Source organism: Advenella sp. (assembly GCF_052108595.1).
Classification (GTDB): Bacteria; Pseudomonadota; Gammaproteobacteria; order Burkholderiales; family Burkholderiaceae_B; genus Advenella.
The window spans coordinates 1-18,436 of record NZ_JBQEAU010000093.1; the positions used below are offsets into that span (position 1 = coordinate 1).

Below are 18,436 nucleotides of genomic sequence, written 5' to 3' on the forward strand. Positions count from 1 at the left end.
CCAGGCGTTGATATGGAACTGCGGCTGCACCAGAATGTTGGACGACACGATAATCAGCCCCATGATGGCAACGGCCAGCAGCGTCTGATTGATCGTCATTTTGTCAAATCTTGTGGTATTCATGCTATTTTTTTCCTGAATCCTGAGCGGGCTGGGCGGCTGCGGCCGATTCCTGCGCCATCTGGGCTGCCCGATCATTGGCCGCCTGCATGGCAGCTTGTACCAATCCGGCAAAATCGCCCTGTGTGAACCGATTCAGCGCCGCAGCCGTCGTACCGCCCGGCGACGTGACATTCTCCCGCAATCGGGCAGGCGAGTCCTCAGAACCGGCGGCAAGCAGGCTCGCACCCTTGAGTGTGGCCAGCGCAAGACGCTGCGCCTGCTCCTGGCTCAGCCCCAGGCTGATGCCGCCGCTAATCAGCGATTCAATAAACAGGAAAACATAGGCAGGGCCGCTGCCGGAGAGCGCCGTGACGGCGTCCAACTGTGCTTCACTGTCTACCCAGACCACCTCGCCGACAGAACTGAGCACTTCCTGGGCCAGTTCACGGTCCGACGACGGTACGGCAGGCATGGCGTACAGCCCGGTTATGCCCTGGCGGATCAGCGCCGGGGTATTGGGCATACAGCGAATGAGCCGGGTGCCGCGCGCTGGCTCTGCCTGGTCGAGCCAGCCCGAAAGCGATGCCGTTGTGAGACCGGCGGCAATACTGATCACCAGCGTGTCGCCCTGTAAAAATTGGTGTGACGCATCGATGGCCTGTTGCATGATTTGCGGCTTGACGGCATAGATCCAGACTTTATATTGACTGAGCGCCTCGGAAGCTGCGGCTGCGGTGGCCACACCCTTGTCTTCCCATGCCGAGCGCGTCGTCTGGCTGGGATCCACGACAAGGACATCCTGCGGCTCGCACAGATTGCCAAGCAGGCCGCCCAACATGGCGCCTGCCATATTTCCGCCACCGATAAAAGCGATAGAGAGTGAATTTTTCATGGTCAGGGATTGTACTCTGCTAATGCCCGACAGCACACCAGAAAATACGCTGAGCCAGACAAAAAGACAAGCAAACGGGTGATTTTACTGGACTTTCGCGACAAGCGCGTGCACGCGAGGCGGGTTAGGGATAGTCACTATTCTGTAACAAACAAGTCATACTATAATGCCGTTTATCACGTCCCGTTTTGCATTGGGACACCCCTACCCCCGGAGAATTCAACCATGCGCTATACGATCCGTACTTTGTCCCTGGCCAGCGCCATGTCCTTTGCCAGCTTCAGCGCCCTTGCGGCTACCGACGTTACCTTCTGGCACTCAATGGAAGGACCGCTGGGCGAACGGGTCAGCGACATTGTCAAAGACTTCAACGCTTCCCAGAAAGACTATGTCGTCAAGGCAACCTACAAAGGCAATTACGGAGAATCCATGAACGCGGGCATCGCCGCATACCGTGCAGGACAGTCACCGGATATCATCCAGGTGTTTGAAGTGGGTACAGCCACCATGATGTACTCCCAGGGCGCTATCGAACCGGTACAGGACATGGCAGAGAAAGCCGGCAATCCGCTGGATCCGAAAGCCTTCGTGCCTGGTATTGCCGGCTACTATTCCGATACCAGCGGCAAACTGGTTTCCATGCCCTTTAACAGCTCGACGCCAGTGATGTTCTATAACAAAGACCTGTTCAAAAAAGCAGGCCTGGATCCGGAACAGGGACCCAAAACCTACGCAGATATCGAAGCCTTTGCGAAAAAGCTCAAGGCAGCCGGCGTCGAATGCGGTTACACCACTTCATGGCCAGCGTGGGTGTTGATCGAAAACTTTGCCGCCCTGCATAATGTTCCCTACGCCTCCAAAGATAATGGCTTTGGTGGCCTGGACGCCCGAGTCGAGTTGCAATCGGACGCATTCCTGAAGCACTTTGAATTTCTGAGCAAGATGTCCAAGGAAGGCACCTTCACCTACGGTGGTCGCGGCGATGCTGCCAACGCCCTTTTCATCTCCGGCAAATGTGGCATGTTTACCGGATCCAGTGGCACGCGGGCCAACATCCTGAAGAACGGCAAATTTAAATTCGGCGTTGCCAAACTACCCTATTACGAGGACGTCAAGAGCGCCCCGCAAAATAGCGTGATCGGTGGTGCTTCACTGTGGGTATTCTCCAAAAAATCGCCTGAGGTCTACAAAGGCGTGACTGCTTTCTTTCATCACCTGACCAAACCGGAAGTTGCCGCCAAATGGCACCAGGACACCGGCTATGTGCCTGTGGTCAAAGCCGCCTACGATGCGACCAAGGCTTCCGGTTACTACGACAAGAACCCCGGTACCGATGTCCCGTTCCAGCAACTGAATGTGGAAACAACGGCGCAATCGCGCGGTGTTCGTCTGGGCTTTCTGCCACAGATTCGTGATATAGAGGAAGGTGTCATGGAATCCATGTTCGGCGGCAAGGTTTCCATCAAGGACGGCGCAGCCGACATGGAAAAACGGGCGAATGAATTGCTGGTCCGTTTTGAAAAGGGCAACAAATAAGCTATTCTGACTGTTCAGGCAGCGAGGGCACAGCATCATTGCCTTCGCTGTTTTTGTTTTATCGCAGTCATCAATTTTCGCCTTGAAACTCTGCCGGTCTTGCCGGCGCAATGGCAACTGCTCTACAGTCTTCGGATTGAACAGATCTGCTTTCCCGGCCGCTGACGTCACTGCTGTCCGCCTGTCGCCATATACCGGGGTTGCGTCGTTTTCCCGGATATTGCATCGGAACTTTCTCATGGAAAAACGCGTAGTTTTCAGCCATAAACTGCTGCCTTATCTGCTTCTGGCGCCGCAGTTGCTCATTACCGCTATTTTTTTCTTCCTGCCGGCCGGCCAGGCAATCTGGCAATCGTTTTTTATCGAATCGGCCTTCGGCGGTGATCAACAATTTGTTGGTCTGGACAATTACACCAGCTTATTTAGCAACAGTACTTATTATTCCTCCTTCTGGGTCACACTGCTGTTTTCTGGCCTGGTCGCTGCCATCGGCCTGGCGGTCTCGCTCTTGCTGGCGGTCATGGCCAATCGCGTGGTGCGGGCAGCCGGCGCATACAAAACCCTGCTGATCTGGCCCTATGCCGTTGCGCCGGCCGTCGTCGGTGTACTGTGGGCATTTCTGTTCTCGCCCGCCGTGGGCACGCTGGCCGTATACATGGCCAATCTTGGCATCAGCTGGAATCCGCGCTTAGATTCGACCGATGCCATGACGCTGGTTGTCATCGCCGCAGTATGGAAACAGATCTCCTACAATTTTCTGTTCTTTCTTGCCGGCCTGCAATCCATTCCGACCTCGTTGCTGGAAGCGGCAGCCATCGATGGCGCCAGCCCGTTCCGGCGCTTTCGCACCATTGTGTTCCCGTTGTTGTCGCCCACGACGTTCTTCCTGTTGGTCATCAATATCGTCTATGCCTTTTTCGAAACGTTCGCGATTATCGATACGACCACCCAGGGCGGCCCCGGCACGTCTACCAACATACTGGTTTACAACGTGTACAAGACTGCATTCAAGTCATTCGATTACGGCTCGTCCGGCGCACAGTCGGTCATTTTGATGATGATTGTAATTGCGCTGACGGTCATCCAGTTCCGTTATGTTGACCGTAAAGTCCAGTACTAAGGAAACACCGCAATGATTGAACGACGCCCTATGCTGGATTTGCTGGCCCACCTGATCCTGATCATTGGTCTGGTCGTGGTGGCCTTTCCACTCTATATTGCCATCGTGGCCTCAACGCAGACAGCCCAGGAAGTGGCCAACGCTCCCATGTCGCTCTGGCCAGGCAGACATTTCATAGAGAACTACACCAATGCACTGCTTGGCGGCTCTAGTTCTGCGCCAAACAGTGTCGCCCACATGCTCTGGGTCAGCTTCGTTACGGCTATGACGATTGCCATAGGCAAAATCACCATTTCCATGCTTTCGGCGTTTGCCGTGGTCTATTTCCGCTTTCCGTTCCGGATGCTGTGTTTCTGGATGATTTTCGTCACGCTCATGCTGCCGGTGGAGGTGCGTATTTCTCCGACCTTTGAAGTGGTCGCCGGCCTTGGCCTGACCAATACCTATGCCGGACTTACGCTGCCGCTGATCGCCTCGGCCACTGCCACCTTTCTGTTCCGGCAGTTTTTTCTGACCGTACCCGACGAACTGATTGAAGCCGCGCGAATTGATGGCGCCGGTCCCTTGCGCTTTTTCCGCGATATTTTACTGCCCTTGTCAAAAACCAGCATCGCCGCCCTGTTCGTGATTCAGTTCACTTATGGCTGGAACCAATACCTGTGGCCCCTGGTCATGAAAACGACAGACGACATGACCCCCATTGTGGTCGGCATCCGCACCATGATCGGTGGTGGCGACAGCGTGACCGACTGGAACATTGTGATGGCAACCGCCCTACTTGCCATGATTCCGCCCGGATTGGTCGTGGTGCTGATGCAGAAGTGGTTTGTCAGGGGTCTCGTGGATACCGAGAAATAAAGGATTAATAAATGGCAACACTACAATTTAACGACATCAAAAAAACCTATCCCGGCAATGTTGCCGTGATCCACGGCGTGAACCTTGAGGTAAAAGACGGTGAGTTCATTGTTATCGTCGGCCCTTCCGGTTGCGGCAAGTCCACACTGATGCGCATGGTTGCCGGTCTGGAATCAGTAACAGAAGGCCAGATTCTGATCGATGGCAGCATCGTCAACGGACTGGAACCGGCAGAGCGCGATATTGCCATGGTCTTTCAGAACTATGCGCTTTACCCCCATATGTCGGTCTATGAAAACATGGCTTATGGCCTGAAAATCCGCAAGCTGACCAAAGCGCAGATTGATGAACGGGTGCAGCAGGCGGCCGGCATCCTGGAGCTGGGCAGCCTGCTTGAACGGCGGCCCAAGCAGTTGTCCGGCGGACAGCGCCAGCGTGTGGCCATGGGCCGCGCCATCGTGCGGGAACCCAAGGTGTTTCTATTCGATGAGCCGCTGTCCAATCTGGATGCCAAGCTGCGGGTACAGATGCGCCTGGAGATCCAGAAATTGCATCGCCGCCTGCGCACCACCAGCCTGTACGTCACCCACGACCAGGTCGAAGCCATGACGCTGGCCGACCGCATGATCGTGATGAACAAAGGCGTTGCTGAACAGATCGGCACGCCAATTGAAGTATTTGAAAAACCGGCCACGACGTTTGTCGCCGCCTTCATTGGCTCGCCGCCGATGAACCTGATCCCGGTGTCAGTCAACGCTGGCGGTGTCATTATGACCAGGGACGGCCAGAAAATGGCCATATCCGCAGCACAAGTTCCGGAACGTGCCCGTGACAAGGAGATTATCCTGGGCTTTCGTCCTGAACACGTCCAATTGGATGAATCCGGCATCCCGATGACAATCGAAATGATCGAAATCCTGGGATCAGAAAAACTCATCCACGGATGGGTCGGCGATACCCTGGTCGTTATCCGTTGCGATGTCCACGAGACAGCCTCCGCCAATTATAAAATCGGCGACAGGATCAATGCCGGTGCGGACGCCCGACATCATCTGCACTGGTTCGATCCGGTGACGACACGCCGTATTGATTGAACAGCACGTAGCAACATCCTTGCTTATCTTTTACACCACATATCAGCGTCGAACACCGGCTAAATCTGTTTAGCTACAACAGTGTGTTGCGCTCTCTGTACCAGAGTGCCTGGAACGACCTCAAAAAAAAACGGATCCATTAATTGGATCCGGTTTTTTTGGTCTGGTCGGGCAATCCGGCTCGCTACACGTGGCCGCGTGTGAGAGCCACTGCAGCGAAACCGTTTACTTCACAGCCGTTTTGCTGCCGTCCTTATGCCAGGTATAAATGTCAAACTTGAACTCGTTCAGGTCGCCCTGTTTGTTCCATGACAGATCACCAATCACCGACTTGACTGAATTGCCATGCAGCCACTCGGCCACTTTTTCAGGATCGGTACTCTTGGTGGCCTTGATCCCTTCGAAGATAGCCTGTGTCGCTGCGTAGGAAGTCAGCTGGAAAGCACCGGACGCGTTGCGTTTTTTGGCCTTGAAGGCCTCGACCACGGCTTTGTTTTCCGGCAGTGCAGAGTAATCGGCAGGCAGCGTCAGCAGCATGCCCTCTACCGCGTCACCGGCGATCGCATTGATTTCAGGATTGCCGGCGCCTTCCGGGCCCATGAATTTGACTTTCAGCCCCTGCTCTGCTGCCTGGCGCATAAGCAGGCCCATTTCAGGATGGTAGCCACCGTAGTAAACGAAATCGACGCCTGCTGCCTTCATTTTGGTAATCACGGACGAGTAATCGGTCTCACCAGCATTAATGCCTTCGAACAAGGTGACATCAATATCGGCCTTGTTCAAGTTGTCCCGTACCGATGACGCAATGCCCTGTCCATAAGACTGCTTGTCATGCAGGATAGCAACCTTGCTGGGCTTGACACTGTCGATGATATATTTTGCCGCTGCAGGACCTTGCTGATCGTCGCGTCCGATGGTGCGGAAAACGAAATCGAAATTCTTGCCATCAGTCACGTTGGGCGCAGTTGCAGAAGGCGTAATCATGACTACCCCTTCCTGGTTATAAATAGATGCGCCACCTACCGTAGCGCCCGAGCATACCGGGCCGACCACGAAACCAATTTCCTTGTTGACGACGTTATTGGCCGCAATGGGCCCCTGTTTGGGTTCGCAGGCATCGTCGACCTCAACCATTTCGAACTGTTTGCCATCGTATCCGCCTGCGGCGTTGATAGATTCGATTGCTGTGCGAATGCCTTCGCGTACCATATCGCCATATTGCGTTACCGGGCCGGTCACCGGTCCGACTGCCGCGATTTTTATGGTATCTGCAGCCAATGTCTGGGTCGACAGCATCAGGCCGGCAGAAATGGCCATTAACATTGCAGATGCTTTCAGATAGTTCATTTGTAATACTCCGGTAATGTAAGAATACGTAATAACGTTTAACGCTGCTATTCTCGCACTTTTTTTGCCATGGTTCAATTTTGTCCGAACCCTCAAGGTAAACCCTGATCTGCGTTTACACGCGATGCACTTACAGGCTGCGGATCTTGCCGTTGAGCATTCTGACGCCGGTCAGATCGCATCGATAAATGCAATCGGCCAAGGCATCAATGGCCTGCAGTCGAGGAAAACTGCGACGCCAGATCAGCACCACTTCCCTGTTTGGTATCGGTTCCTTTAGCGGTACATAATGCACCAAATCGTCTGCGGCAGGCGGCTTCTCGGGCAAGGCCGTCATCGGCAGCAGCGTAATGCCCAGGCCGGCGGCTACCATGTGACGGATGGTTTCCAGTGAAGAGCCCTCGAAGGATCGCTGGATGCCATCCGCAGCGGCGGAGAATCGCGACATTTCCGGGCAGACTTCCAATACCTGATCGCGAAAGCAGTGACCGGCGCCCAGCAAGAGCATGGTTTCCTGCTTGAGCATTTCGGTGTCGACTTGCGGCAGGCCCGCCCAGCGATGATTGCGCGGAACCGCGGCAATAAAATGTTCTTCATAAAGCGAGCGCACCTCTAGTCCGGCTTCGGGTAGCGGCAATGCGACGATGGCGCAGTCGATCTCGCCCTGGCGCAGCAACTCCAGCAGGCGCACCGTAAAACTTTCCTGAAGGATCAGCGGCATCTGCGGTGTAATACGCAATTGCAGCGGAATCAGCTTGGGCAGCAAATAAGGCCCGATGGTATGAATCACACCGACGCGCAATGCGCCGGTAAGCGGATCGTTACCCTGCCTGGCGATTTCCTTCAGATTGGCGCTTTCTTCAAGAATCTTCTGGGCCTGTGTAACGATCCGCAGCCCCGTCGGCGTCACGCCAACCTCATTGCCGCCGCGTTCGAAAATAACCACGCCCAGTTCATCTTCAAGCTTTTTGATAGCAACAGACAAGGTTGGCTGGCTGACAAAGCACGCCTCTGCCGCACGACCGAAATGTCGTTCCCGGGCCACTGCAATGATATATTTGAGTTCGGTAAGCGTCACACCAGGCTCCGCGTTAAGTAAGGGTCAAGTTGGCCGCAATAGGCAGCCGTGGACAGGATAGTCCTGTTCAAACGCATATTCTGAGCCGTGCATGCGGGGCCAGAACGTCTACATCCGGATGAAACACTTCATATTCTGAGCAGATCTGCCCGCTGTCGCGCCCAGCGTTGTAAATGCGCGGCTGCCGCTTCGGGATACGTTGACTGTAGCCACTGCGCTGTGTCCCGCGCCTGCTCGGCAATTGGCGCGTCCAGCTCGATATCGGCAAAACGCAGCAGCGCCATGCCCGATTGCCGCAAACCAAGAAATTCACCCGGACCGCGCTGTTCCAGATCACGCCGGGCGATTTCAAAGCCATCCTGCGTCTCATACATGGCTTTGAGTCTGGCCGTTGCCACAGACGACAGGGGCGCCTGATATAACAGCACACACACCGATTCATTTTTTCCGCGACCCACCCGACCCCGCAGCTGATGCAATTGCGCCAGCCCGAAGCGCTCGGCATGTTCAATGATCATCAGCGAGGCATTGGGCACATCCACGCCGACCTCAATAACGGTGGTGGCGACCAGCAAATCCAGCGCATGCCCATGAAACGCAGACATGATCGCTGTTTTCTCCTGTGTCGGCAAGCGTCCATGAAGCAGGCCAATGCGCAATTGGGGCAGTTCCTGCTGCAGCCGGTTGAACGTGTCGGTCGCCGTCTGCAACTGCAAAGCCTCACTTTCTTCGACCAGTGGACAGACCCAGTATACCTGCCTGCCCTGGCGAATCACCTCATGCACGTGTGCCAGCAGTTCGTCGCGCCGGGAATCGGCAAACAATTTGGTAATCACCGGCGTGCGACCCGGCGGCAAGGTGTCGATCACCGAGACATCCAGATCAGCAAAAAAGGTCATGGCCAATGTACGCGGAATCGGCGTGGCGCTCATGCTCAGCTGATGGGGCGCGACCGCTTCCTGCTCGCCTTTGCGGGCCAGGCTCAGGCGCTGTCCGACACCGAAACGATGCTGCTCGTCCACGACCATCAGTCCCAGCCTGGCGAACGTCACATGCTGCTGAATCAGCGCCTGGGTGCCGACTACCAGTTGCGTGGTGCCCTCGGCCACCAGCGCTGCAGCCTGCCGCTTTTTTTTCGGCGTCAGGTTGCCTGTCAGCCAGCCGGTGCTGATACCTAGCGGCTCAAACCAGGCGGACATCTTTCTGAAATGCTGTTCGGCCAAGATTTCGGTGGGCGCCATAATGGCAACCTGAAACCCCTGATCAATTGCGTGTGCCGCCGCAATGGCGGCCACCACGGTTTTACCGCTGCCTACATCCCCCTGCAGCAATCTTTGCATGGGAAAGGTACGTTGCATATCGGCCAGAATCTCCTGGCAAACGCTTTCCTGTGCGGCGGTCAGGGCAAAACCTACCTGGGCAAGCAGGCGTTGCGTCAGTCCGGAACGCTTGCCCTGCATGGCATAGGCCTTCTTGCTCTGTCGCGTGGCGCGTGCCAGCGACATCGCCAATTGCTGAGCCAGCAACTCATCAAATTTGATCCGCTCCCACGCCGGATGCGTTTTTTCAATCAGCGCCAGCGTATCGGCTTGCTTGGGTGGATTGTGCAGCAACTGTATGGACTCGGCAAAGGGAGCAAGCTGATATTTGCGCTGAACCGCTACGGGCAGCGTGTCGTCCAGCTGCACCCGGGACAGCGCGGCATTGACCGCCTTGCGAATTTGCGGTTGGTTCAGGCCCTCAGTCGCCGGATACACCGGCGTCAGGCGATCCGAGAGCGGTACGCCGGCACGACTGACTTTGGGGTGCACCATTTCAAAACCCCAGAACGATCCGCCACGTACTTCGCCGCGCACCCGAATAAGCCGCCCTTCTTCAACGGCTTTAATCTGGCTCGGATAAAAATTCAGCCAGCGCAGCGACAGTTGGCCGGATCCGTCGTCGATCGTGGCGGTCAGTTGCCGCCGGCCCCGGATAAGCACCTGCGCTTTGCGCACGATCCCTTCGACCTGCGCCATTTGGCCAGGATACAGGGAGTCAATGCGATGCAGCGCCGTTTCGTCTTCGTAACGCAACGGCAAATGCAACACAAAATCAAAATCCTGAACCAGTCCGAGGCTTGCAAATTTCTTGCCGATGGCGGTGGGACTATTGGTTCTCGCGGAAGCAACAGGCATGGCAGCGGGATGGTCAGACGACGATGATGGCCTCTACCTCGAACAGAGCGCCTTTGGGCAAGGCGCTCACTTGAACCGTCGAGCGGGCCGGAAACGGCTCAGGGATCAGCTCGGACATCACCGTGTTCGCAATGCCAAAATCGGCCAGGTCGGTCAAAAACAAGGTGAGTTTGACAATACTGTGCAATGAGCCGCCGGCAGCATGAATGACGGCGCTCATGTTGCTGAAAGCCTGGCGCACCTGTTCTTCAACCTGTTCGGAAACCAGATCACCTGTGGCCGGGTCCAGACCGATCTGGCCGGAAAGGTAGACGGTACTGCCAGCGGGCGAGACCACTGCCTGGGAATACGGACCGATGGCGTTGGGGGCTTTGTCTGTCTGAATGACTTGTTTGGTCATGAGATTCTCCAATGAACGAGGCGTTTACTATAGGCAATAACAATAGTATATACACTTTCGGCCCTAAAATAATCGTGTGCTGGCAGCCGCAGTCTACCGACGTTACGGCACGGGACCTTGAAGCGGGCGATGCATGCCTGCACCACGCCAGCGCCCATACTGGGCGAGCGCAACAGGCAAATCCGGGATGGCAGGATGAAATCTGTCGCATTTTTTTCCTTTTTTCTGACAAAATTTTTAAAAAAACTTGATTTATTTCGTAGCTGAAATTTTGCTGAAGTAATATAGTGAAAATCATTCTTATTGTCAGCAACATTCGATTTGCCGGTATCAGATTAACTGCAACGACTGATCCGGTTGGATTTATTTTCACATAATAAAGGCGGTCATGAAATCTCTCTCTATCCTAACTCAGGCGCTCACGTGCGCTGGTGTTCTTTGTGGCGCCCAGGCCTATGCCGCAGGTGAAGTCAATATCTACACGACACGCGAGCCCAAGCTGATCCAGCCCATTCTGGACAACTTCACCAAGGAAACCGGCATCAAGACCAATACGGTTTTCATGAAAGATGGCCTGGTCGAGCGCGTAAAGAGCGAAGGTGAGCGTTCACCCGCCGACCTGCTCATGATGGTCGATTACGGTAACCTGATTGATCTGGTGAATGCCGGCATTACCCAACCGGTGCAATCGGATGCGCTGAACCAGGCCGTTCCGGCCAGTTTGCGTGATCCAGGCAACCAATGGTTTGCATTGTCGACACGGGCCCGGGTGTTGTATGCCGCTAAAGACCTGAACCTGGACAAGTTTACTTATGAAGAACTGGCCGATCCCAAGTGGAAAGGCAAGGTATGCATCCGCTCGGGCCAGCATCCATACAATACCAGCCTTTTTGCTGCAATCATTGCCCATGACGGTGCCGAAAAAGCACAGGCGTGGCTCAAAGGCGTCAAGGCCAACCTGGGTCGTAAGGCAGCCGGCGGCGACCGTGACGTTGCCAAGGATATTCTTGGCGGGATATGCGACATCGGCATTGCCAATTCTTACTATGTCGGCCAGATGCGCAATGCAAAGCCCGATTCGGACCAATATAAATGGGGCAATGCAATCAAAGTTATTCTACCAACCTTTGCCGGCAGCAAAGAAGGCGGCACCCATGTCAATGTGAGCGGCGCAGCCATCGCCAAACACTCAGCCAACAAGGACAACGCAGTCAAACTGCTAGAATATCTGACTTCGGAAAAAGCGCAGAGTCTGTATGCTAGCGCCAATTACGAATACCCGGTACGCCAGGGCGTACAACTGGACCCGACGGTAGCCAGCTTCGGTACATTGAAAGCCGACACCCTGCCATTGGCAGACATTGCCAAGCATCGTAAGCAAGCCAGCGAACTGGTCGACCAAGTCGGGTTCAATCAATAATTATCGCTTATTGCGCTCTGAGAACGGAAAGCCAGGCACTCGTGTCAGGCACTGGTCAACGCCGACCAACCGTTCTCTTTTTTGTATTTTCCTGTCTGGCGGGCATCAAGCCCGCCGCATGCGTTTGGTAAACTCGGTATGGTCACCCCTTCTTCTGCCGCCTTGACCGCTACCCGTCGCTGGCCACCCAGTCAGTGGATAGCTGCCGCCCTGGCGTTGTGCGTACTGGCACCGGTGCTGGTGCTGACCGCGCTGGCCGTATCCGGCGAGACCGGCCACTGGCTGAACCTGTTGCATAATGTGCTTCCTGTCTCGTTATCGAACACCGTGCTTCTGCTGCTGGGCGTGGGTGTCCTGAGTGCACTGATCGGCGGCGGCAGCGCATGGCTGACGACCGCTTATCTGTTTCCCACCCGCCGGCTGGTAACCTGGGGCCTGTTGTTACCCCTGGCCGTGCCCACGTATATCATGGCGTTCGCTTATCTGGATGTCCTTCACCCGCTGGGACCAATTCAAACCTTGATCCGCGACCTGCTGGGCTATGACTCACCGCGCCAATTCCGGCTACCCGACCTGCGCTCCATGGCTGGCGCCATCCTTTTGCTGGGGCTGGTGTTGTATCCGTATGTCTATTTAAGTGTCCGGGTCATGTTCATGACGCAGGCTGCCAGTCTGCTGGAAGCGGCCAGAACATTGGGATGCTCGCGTCGTGAAGCCTTCTGGCGCGTGGTGGTGCCCCTGGCTCGTCCAGCCATGGCGGTAGGCTTGAGTCTGGTGTTGCTGGAGACTCTGAACGATGTAGGCGCTTCAGAATTTCTCGGCATCCAGACCATGACCATTTCCATTTATACAACCTGGATCACCCGGTCCAATCTGGAGGGCGCAGCGCAAATTGCGATTGTCATGCTGGCCGTGGTAACGCTGCTGATTTATATGGAACGCTACGCCCGGCGTCGCCAACGCTATGCCATCACCCAGCGCATGCACCCGATACAACCCGTGCAGCTGCGCGGCGTTGCTGCCCTAGTCGCCATGTTGTTGGGCTGGTTCCCCATCATTACCGGCTTTATCATCCCCTTCTGGTTTCTGGTAAACGAATCGATCAAGCGCCTGTCGTCGCTGCAAGCAGTGTCAATGGAGCTGCTCAGGGCCACATACAACACGGTATCCGTGTCGCTGCTAGCCACTGTCGTCACCATCTGCTGCGGGTTGATCATCGCCTGGTCTGCGCGTCATGCTCGTAGTGGCACCGCACGCTTGCTTGCCCGTTGCAGTAGCCTAGGCTATGCCATTCCAGGTACCGTCCTGGCCACCGGCTTGCTGATTCCCTATTCGTGGTTTGATCAGCTCATTTCAGGCGCCATGAACGTGCTAGCCGGCATTCCTCCGCAGCTGTATATCATGGGCTCGGCAGCCGGCATTGTCTTGGCGTATACGCTGCGCTTTCTGGCCATTTCGGTTGGCAGCATTGAATCGGGCCTGGCCCGGATTCCCCCATCGCTGGAACAGGCATCGCGCAGTCTGGGACACAGTGCATTTCGCAGTTTCCTGCGTGTTCACTTTCCGTTGCTGCGTCCGGCGCTGGGCGCAGCGGCTCTGCTGATTTTTGTGGATGCCATGAAAGAGTTGTCGGCTACACTGCTGCTGCGTCCGCTCAATTTTGAAACCCTATCAACATGGCTATATGCCGAGGCGGCACGTGGCACCTATGACGAAGGGGCGATTGCCGCCCTGATTATTGTATTTGCCGGCCTGATTCCGGTGATCTTGCTGGCCCGTACCCAATTGAAGGCAAACTACTGATGCACCCAACCCCCATTTTGCAAATCAATGACATTCGGCTGGGCTATAAACATGACCACCGGATGAAGGTGGTTGTCGACGGCTACACGATGCAGGTGCCTGCGGGTGAAATCGTGTGTCTGCTAGGCCCGTCCGGCTGCGGAAAAACCACGGTCCTGCGCGCCATCGCTGGGTTCGAGCCGGTCTACGCAGGGCAGATTCTGCTCGACGGCCAAGTCATCGCCGAACCCGGTCGCATGATCGAACCGGAACATCGCCGCATTGGCATGATGTTCCAGGATTATGCTCTGTTTCCGCATCTGACGATTGCACAGAATGTCGAGTTTGGCCTGCGCAGGCAAACACAACAAGCGCGCAGACAGCGGGTGGATGAATTGCTGGAGCTGGTACGCCTGTCTGACCTGCGTGACCGGTACCCGCACGAACTTTCCGGTGGCCAGCAGCAACGCGTTGCGCTGGTACGCTCGCTGGCGCCCTCGCCCAAACTGCTGTTGCTGGATGAGGCCTTTTCCAATCTGGATACGGAAATTCGCCGGCAACTGGTTGTGGAAGTTCGCAGTATTCTCAAGCACAGTGGCATCAGCGCCATTCTGGTGACGCACAATCTGGAAGAAGCCGAAGCCATTGCCGATCATATCGGCACGATGAAAGATGGCAAGCTGCAGGCCTGGCGTCGCATGGACAAGACGCCAACCGAATGGCAGAGCTATAGTTGACCGGCAAATCGGGTAATGGCCAGGCAGACATGGCCTCTCACCGACATCGGGACGTTGTCCTTGCACCCGTGTTGGTGGACAACATTTTCAAGTCATTTGTGGTACCACGCAGTACCACATACGGGATAATTCAAAGGATGGAAGTTCTGGACCGATGCACGACCCACATGTCGGCGTGGCATATCAAAGGCGCTTAAGCGGCCATTGCCTGCCCGTCGTCGCCTCTTGCCCATCCTCACCGCCTGGCTGCTCGACCGCTTGCGGCATCGCCCACAAGCGCCGCTCGGCAGTTGCATCAGCCTGACGACAGCCAAGCCGGCGATCAAAGATTCTCTATGCCCAGTTCCTTGAGCTTTCGGGTCACCGTGTTGCGGCCGATACCCAGTCTGGCGGCGGCGTCAATACGTCGCCCCCGACAATTTTCCAGCGTTGTTGTGAGCACAATCCGCTCGAACTCCTGCGTCAGGTGCGCCATGATGTCCTTTTCATTGCTTTGCAGGCGTTGCTGAACCTCAAACTCCAGTTTGTCCAGCCAATTCGGCTGACTGTTATCGCTCCCCGGCAGCGGCGCATGGGACAAAGGGCTTGCGGCTGCAGCAGTGGGTGCCGAAGACCAATGCGTCGTCGTATCCGAGGCGCCGCCGACAATACCTGCTGACGGCGCCACGCCGTCCGACGCACGTTCCGTCCTTGGCGAAAAGCTCAGGCTGGCCATCAGCTCTGGCGGCAGATCGTTCCTATCGATCCGCTGAGCCGGCGACATGACAGTGAGCCAATGACAAAAATTTTCCAGCTGGCGCACGTTGCCCGGAAAATCGAATTGCTGAAGAATATCCAGCGCCTCCGGGCTCAATTGCTTGGGCGCCACGCCCAGACTGCTGGCCGCGACCTTGAGAAAATGCGCTGCCAGCTGACCGATATCTTCTCGACGCTCACGCAATGGCGGCACCCGCAAGCGGATGACATTCAGCCGATGGAACAGATCTTCACGAAAGGTGCCCTGCTCGACCCGTACCTCAAGCGGCTGATGGGTCGCCGCAATAATGCGTACGTCCACACTTACCGGCTGGGAACCGCCGATTCTGTAGAAGTTGCCTTCGGCGAGCACCCGCAGAAGGCGGGTTTGCAACTCCAGCGGCATGTCGCCGATTTCGTCCAGGAACAGCGTCCCGCCATTGGCCTCTTCAAAACGGCCGCGGCGCTGTGCGCTTGCACCTGTAAACGAACCGCGCTCATGCCCGAACAGTTCCGCTTCAAGCAGGTCACGGGGAATAGCCGCCGCATTCAGCGCAATGAAAGGCTTGCCCGCCCGCGTGCCATGCTTGTGCACAGCGCGGGCAATCAATTCCTTGCCGGTGCCGGACTCACCCGTAATCAGCACGGTGACCTTGGAGGGCGCCAGGCGGCCAATGGCGCGGAAAATTTCCTGCATCTGCCTGGACGCCGATTGGGTCATCATCTTGTCGTAATCGGCAGCCAGCGCCGGCGCCAGGACGCTTTGTTCCACGACATGTTCCGCGTTTTCACGACCATGTTCGTATGCCCGCTCAATCAGCGCCACCGCTTCATTCACATCAAACGGCTTGACCAGATAGTCAAACGCGCCTTCATGAAAAGCCGTCACTGTACTGTCCAGATCGGTATAGGCTGTCATCACAATGACCGGCAAATCTGCCGCTCGCTGTTTGATCGCCTTGAGCAGATCAATCCCTGACATATCCGGCATGCGGATATCCGTAACCAGTACATCAGGTCGTTCCGTTTGCAATGCATCGAGCACGTCTCTGGCCCGTTCAAAACAGGTCGGCGCCATCCCTGCACGCTGCAGCGCCTTGTCCAGCACCCAGCGAATGGCCTGATCATCGTCGACAACCCATATTGTTTTCATACTTGCTCCAACGGTAACAACATTCTGAACTCGGTATGACCCGGTTCTGAATCAAATTCGATAAGTCCGCCGTGCTGATGCACCAGCTCCTGGGCCAGGCTCAGCCCCAGCCCGGTGCCTTCTGCGCGGCCAGTGACCAGGGGGTGGAAAATCCTGTCTTTCAATTGCTTGGGAACGCCTGCGCCGTTATCTACGACAGAGACCACCACCACCAGGCGGTGCACCTTATTGAGCAGATAAAATTTATTCAGTATGCGAGTGCGCAGTGTCAGCAGCGGCCCGACGTGCTCCAGGCTATCGTCGGCACGTTCAATAAAGCCGTTGTCTGCAGAGGTTTCGTGCTCGCTATCGGACAGCAATCGCGACGGCAAATCGCCAAGCAACGACTGCGCAGCGTTGCGCGCCAGATTCAGGTAGGCCTGCACCAATTTGGCCATATCGGCCTTCATATCCGGCACCGACGCATCGTAATCTTTCACAATCGCGATGCGATCCTGATATTCTGCCTTGATCAGTGCATGCACCCGTTCGCATACCTCATGGATATTGATCACCGACAGGGACAACTGCGACTGGCTCGGGCGGATCAGACGATCCACCAGACCCTGCAGGCGGTCGGCTTCATCAATAATGACCTGCGTATACTCCTTGAGCGCGGGATCCTGCAGCTCCATTTCCAGCAACTGAGCCGCACCACGCAAGCCGCCCAGCGGATTTTTGACTTCATGAGCCAGGTTGCGAAAAGTGTCCTTGTAGATCTCGATTTCGTGAAACAGCCGCTCGTTGCGCTCGGCCAGCGCATGCTGTTCGAACTCACGTATTTCAATCAATATGCGCCACGGCATAGCCTCCAGGCGGGTCAGCGTCACATTGGCAGGCACGCTTTCCAGAGGCTTGCGCAACGTCAGCGTCAGGCGCACGCTCGAGAGTTTTCTGCCCGATACGTAATCGAGCGCCTTGTTGAAGGCTTCAGCATCGGTAAACAAATCTACAGCGGCCGATCTTTCCAGAGATTTGAGCGATCGCTCCAGCAGGTCCTGCGCGGCGCTATTGATATGCAGAAGACGTCCATCGTCATCCACCAGCAAAACGGATGTGGCAAGAAGATCGTATGCGTCTGTGAGTTTCGTTGCCATTGGGAGTCCTGAAGTATCCACGCTGCATAAAGCGAGATGATTGACTAAGCGTCATCCTTCCGGCCAGAAGCGGCCATGCGTGCCGGATTCAGCCTTAAGGCGACAGATGCCAGTCTGCCATGGGAGAAACAATCGGGCCGGATGGCGAACGCCATCCCCCTTTCAGGTATGACAGGCCCGTCTGCAGCAGTTACACCGAATAGTACAGATCGTATTCGACCGGATGCGGTGTCATACGAAGACGGGTCACTTCCTGCATTTTTAGATCAATGTATGCATCCAGCATATCGTTGCTGAAGACACCACCGCGGGTCAGGAACTCGCGATCTGTGTCCAGTGCGGCCAATGCTTCTTCCAGCGACGTGGCAACGGTCGGGATTTTCTTGTCTTCTTCAGGCGGCAAATCGTATAGGTTTTTGTCTGCAGGATCGCCAGGATGAATCTTGTTCTGCACACCGTCCAGGCCGGCCATCATCAGCGCAGAGAACGCCAGATACGGGTTGGCCAGCGGATCGGGAAAGCGCGCTTCGATACGACGGCCTTTCGGATTTCCTACATAAGGAATGCGAATCGAGGCAGAACGGTTACGGGCTGAATAAGCCAGTTTGACCGGGGCTTCATAGTGCGGCACCAGACGCTTGTAGGAATTGGTGCCTGGATTGGTAATCGCATTGAGCGCACGGGCATGCTTGATGATACCGCCGATATAGAACAAGGCGAACTCGGACAAACCGGCATAACCATTACCCGCGAACAGGTTCTGGCCATCTTTCCAGATTGACTGGTGAACGTGCATGCCTGAACCGTTATCGCCAAACAGCGGTTTGGGCATGAATGTCGCGGTTTTGCCGTACATATGCGCTACATTA

General features: G+C 55.8%; 14 protein-coding genes and 1 pseudogene. 7 read left to right on the top strand and 8 right to left on the bottom strand.

Translation table 11 applies throughout. The features are described from left to right. Positions 1-124: 124 nt before the first annotated feature. Positions 125-994 (bottom strand): pyrroline-5-carboxylate reductase, encoded by an 870-nt coding sequence (proC, locus tag ACTIKR_RS15420; protein WP_442328275.1) that lies wholly within the window; start codon positions 992-994, stop codon positions 125-127. Positions 995-1,219: 225 nt separating this feature from the next. On the opposite strand from proC, the gene ugpB reads away from it, so the two are divergent. The 4 genes from ugpB (at position 1,220) to ACTIKR_RS15440 (ending at position 5,602) form a co-directional block, all read left to right on the top strand. Beyond that, positions 1,220-2,530, top strand: coding sequence for a sn-glycerol-3-phosphate ABC transporter substrate-binding protein UgpB (ugpB, locus tag ACTIKR_RS15425; protein ID WP_442328276.1), 1,311 nt, complete (start codon positions 1,220-1,222; stop codon positions 2,528-2,530). 238 nt (positions 2,531-2,768) lie between these two features. Next, the gene (gene ugpA / locus ACTIKR_RS15430; protein ID WP_442328277.1) at positions 2,769-3,650 is read left to right on the top strand and encodes a sn-glycerol-3-phosphate ABC transporter permease UgpA; all 882 of its coding nucleotides are present in this window, start codon (positions 2,769-2,771) and stop codon (positions 3,648-3,650) included. Positions 3,651-3,662: 12 nt separating this feature from the next. Further along, on the top strand, positions 3,663-4,508 hold the full coding sequence (gene ugpE, locus ACTIKR_RS15435; RefSeq protein WP_193086909.1) for a sn-glycerol-3-phosphate ABC transporter permease UgpE: 846 nt from the start codon (positions 3,663-3,665) through the stop codon (positions 4,506-4,508). Between the two features lie 11 nt (positions 4,509-4,519). Further along, the gene (locus ACTIKR_RS15440; protein WP_442328278.1) at positions 4,520-5,602 is read left to right on the top strand and encodes a sn-glycerol-3-phosphate import ATP-binding protein UgpC; all 1,083 of its coding nucleotides are present in this window, start codon (positions 4,520-4,522) and stop codon (positions 5,600-5,602) included. A gap of 225 nt (positions 5,603-5,827) precedes the next feature. On the opposite strand, the gene ACTIKR_RS15445 is transcribed toward ACTIKR_RS15440, so the two are convergent. The 4 genes from ACTIKR_RS15445 to ACTIKR_RS15460 form a co-directional block, all read right to left on the bottom strand. After that, on the bottom strand, positions 5,828-6,949 hold the full coding sequence (locus ACTIKR_RS15445) for a high-affinity branched-chain amino acid ABC transporter substrate-binding protein (RefSeq protein WP_442328279.1): 1,122 nt from the start codon (positions 6,947-6,949) through the stop codon (positions 5,828-5,830). A 130-nt stretch (positions 6,950-7,079) separates the two neighbouring features. Continuing rightward, entirely contained in the window at positions 7,080-8,027 is a 948-nt protein-coding gene (locus ACTIKR_RS15450) for a LysR substrate-binding domain-containing protein (protein WP_442328280.1), read from the bottom strand. A gap of 128 nt (positions 8,028-8,155) precedes the next feature. Continuing rightward, entirely contained in the window at positions 8,156-10,204 is a 2,049-nt protein-coding gene (gene recG, locus ACTIKR_RS15455) for an ATP-dependent DNA helicase RecG (RefSeq protein WP_442328281.1), read from the bottom strand. Between the two features lie 13 nt (positions 10,205-10,217). Continuing rightward, complete coding sequence (locus ACTIKR_RS15460; protein ID WP_442328282.1) at positions 10,218-10,604, bottom strand: Rid family detoxifying hydrolase; 387 nt, start codon at positions 10,602-10,604, stop codon at positions 10,218-10,220. Positions 10,605-10,992: 388 nt separating this feature from the next. Here ACTIKR_RS15460 and ACTIKR_RS15465 point away from each other — a divergent pair, with 388 nt between their 5' ends. The 3 genes from ACTIKR_RS15465 (at position 10,993) to ACTIKR_RS15475 (ending at position 14,543) form a co-directional block, all read left to right on the top strand. Continuing rightward, positions 10,993-12,024, top strand: coding sequence for a Fe(3+) ABC transporter substrate-binding protein (locus ACTIKR_RS15465; RefSeq protein WP_442328283.1), 1,032 nt, complete (start codon positions 10,993-10,995; stop codon positions 12,022-12,024). Between the two features lie 138 nt (positions 12,025-12,162). After that, a complete protein-coding gene (locus ACTIKR_RS15470; RefSeq protein WP_442328284.1) occupies positions 12,163-13,827 on the top strand; it encodes an ABC transporter permease in 1,665 nt (554 codons plus the stop codon). Continuing rightward, a complete protein-coding gene (locus ACTIKR_RS15475) occupies positions 13,827-14,543 on the top strand; it encodes an ABC transporter ATP-binding protein (RefSeq protein ID WP_442328285.1) in 717 nt (238 codons plus the stop codon). The genes ACTIKR_RS15470 and ACTIKR_RS15475 overlap by 1 nt, the downstream gene beginning before the upstream one ends. A 322-nt stretch (positions 14,544-14,865) precedes the next feature. Here the strand turns inward: ACTIKR_RS15475 and ntrC are convergent, their stop codons facing one another. From ntrC to glnA, 3 genes and pseudogenes are all read right to left on the bottom strand, one after another. Further along, a complete protein-coding gene (gene ntrC / locus ACTIKR_RS15480; RefSeq protein ID WP_442328286.1) occupies positions 14,866-16,431 on the bottom strand; it encodes a nitrogen regulation protein NR(I) in 1,566 nt (521 codons plus the stop codon). After that, on the bottom strand, positions 16,428-17,567 hold the full coding sequence (locus ACTIKR_RS15485) for a two-component system sensor histidine kinase NtrB (RefSeq protein WP_442328287.1): 1,140 nt from the start codon (positions 17,565-17,567) through the stop codon (positions 16,428-16,430). The genes ntrC and ACTIKR_RS15485 overlap by 4 nt, the downstream gene beginning before the upstream one ends. 190 nt (positions 17,568-17,757) lie before the next feature. Further along, a pseudogene (glnA, locus tag ACTIKR_RS15490) lies at positions 17,758-18,436 on the bottom strand (glutamine synthetase); the annotation flags it as partial.

Bases quoted from the DNA above. Each gene is read 5' to 3' on its own strand.
- proC (WP_442328275.1), bottom strand. From the start codon at position 994: ATGAAAAATTCACTCTCTATCGCTTTTATCGGTGGCGGAAATATGGCA.
- ugpB (WP_442328276.1), top strand. From the start codon at position 1,220: ATGCGCTATACGATCCGTACTTTGTCCCTGGCCAGCGCCATGTCCTTT.
- ugpA (WP_442328277.1), top strand. From the start codon at position 2,769: ATGGAAAAACGCGTAGTTTTCAGCCATAAACTGCTGCCTTATCTGCTT.
- ugpE (WP_193086909.1), top strand. From the start codon at position 3,663: ATGATTGAACGACGCCCTATGCTGGATTTGCTGGCCCACCTGATCCTG.
- ACTIKR_RS15440 (WP_442328278.1), top strand. From the start codon at position 4,520: ATGGCAACACTACAATTTAACGACATCAAAAAAACCTATCCCGGCAAT.
- ACTIKR_RS15445 (WP_442328279.1), bottom strand. From the start codon at position 6,949: ATGAACTATCTGAAAGCATCTGCAATGTTAATGGCCATTTCTGCCGGC.
- recG (WP_442328281.1), bottom strand. From the start codon at position 10,204: ATGCCTGTTGCTTCCGCGAGAACCAATAGTCCCACCGCCATCGGCAAG.
- ACTIKR_RS15460 (WP_442328282.1), bottom strand. From the start codon at position 10,604: ATGACCAAACAAGTCATTCAGACAGACAAAGCCCCCAACGCCATCGGT.
- ACTIKR_RS15465 (WP_442328283.1), top strand. From the start codon at position 10,993: ATGAAATCTCTCTCTATCCTAACTCAGGCGCTCACGTGCGCTGGTGTT.
- ACTIKR_RS15470 (WP_442328284.1), top strand. From the start codon at position 12,163: ATGGTCACCCCTTCTTCTGCCGCCTTGACCGCTACCCGTCGCTGGCCA.
- ACTIKR_RS15475 (WP_442328285.1), top strand. From the start codon at position 13,827: ATGCACCCAACCCCCATTTTGCAAATCAATGACATTCGGCTGGGCTAT.
- ntrC (WP_442328286.1), bottom strand. From the start codon at position 16,431: ATGAAAACAATATGGGTTGTCGACGATGATCAGGCCATTCGCTGGGTG.
- ACTIKR_RS15485 (WP_442328287.1), bottom strand. From the start codon at position 17,567: ATGGCAACGAAACTCACAGACGCATACGATCTTCTTGCCACATCCGTT.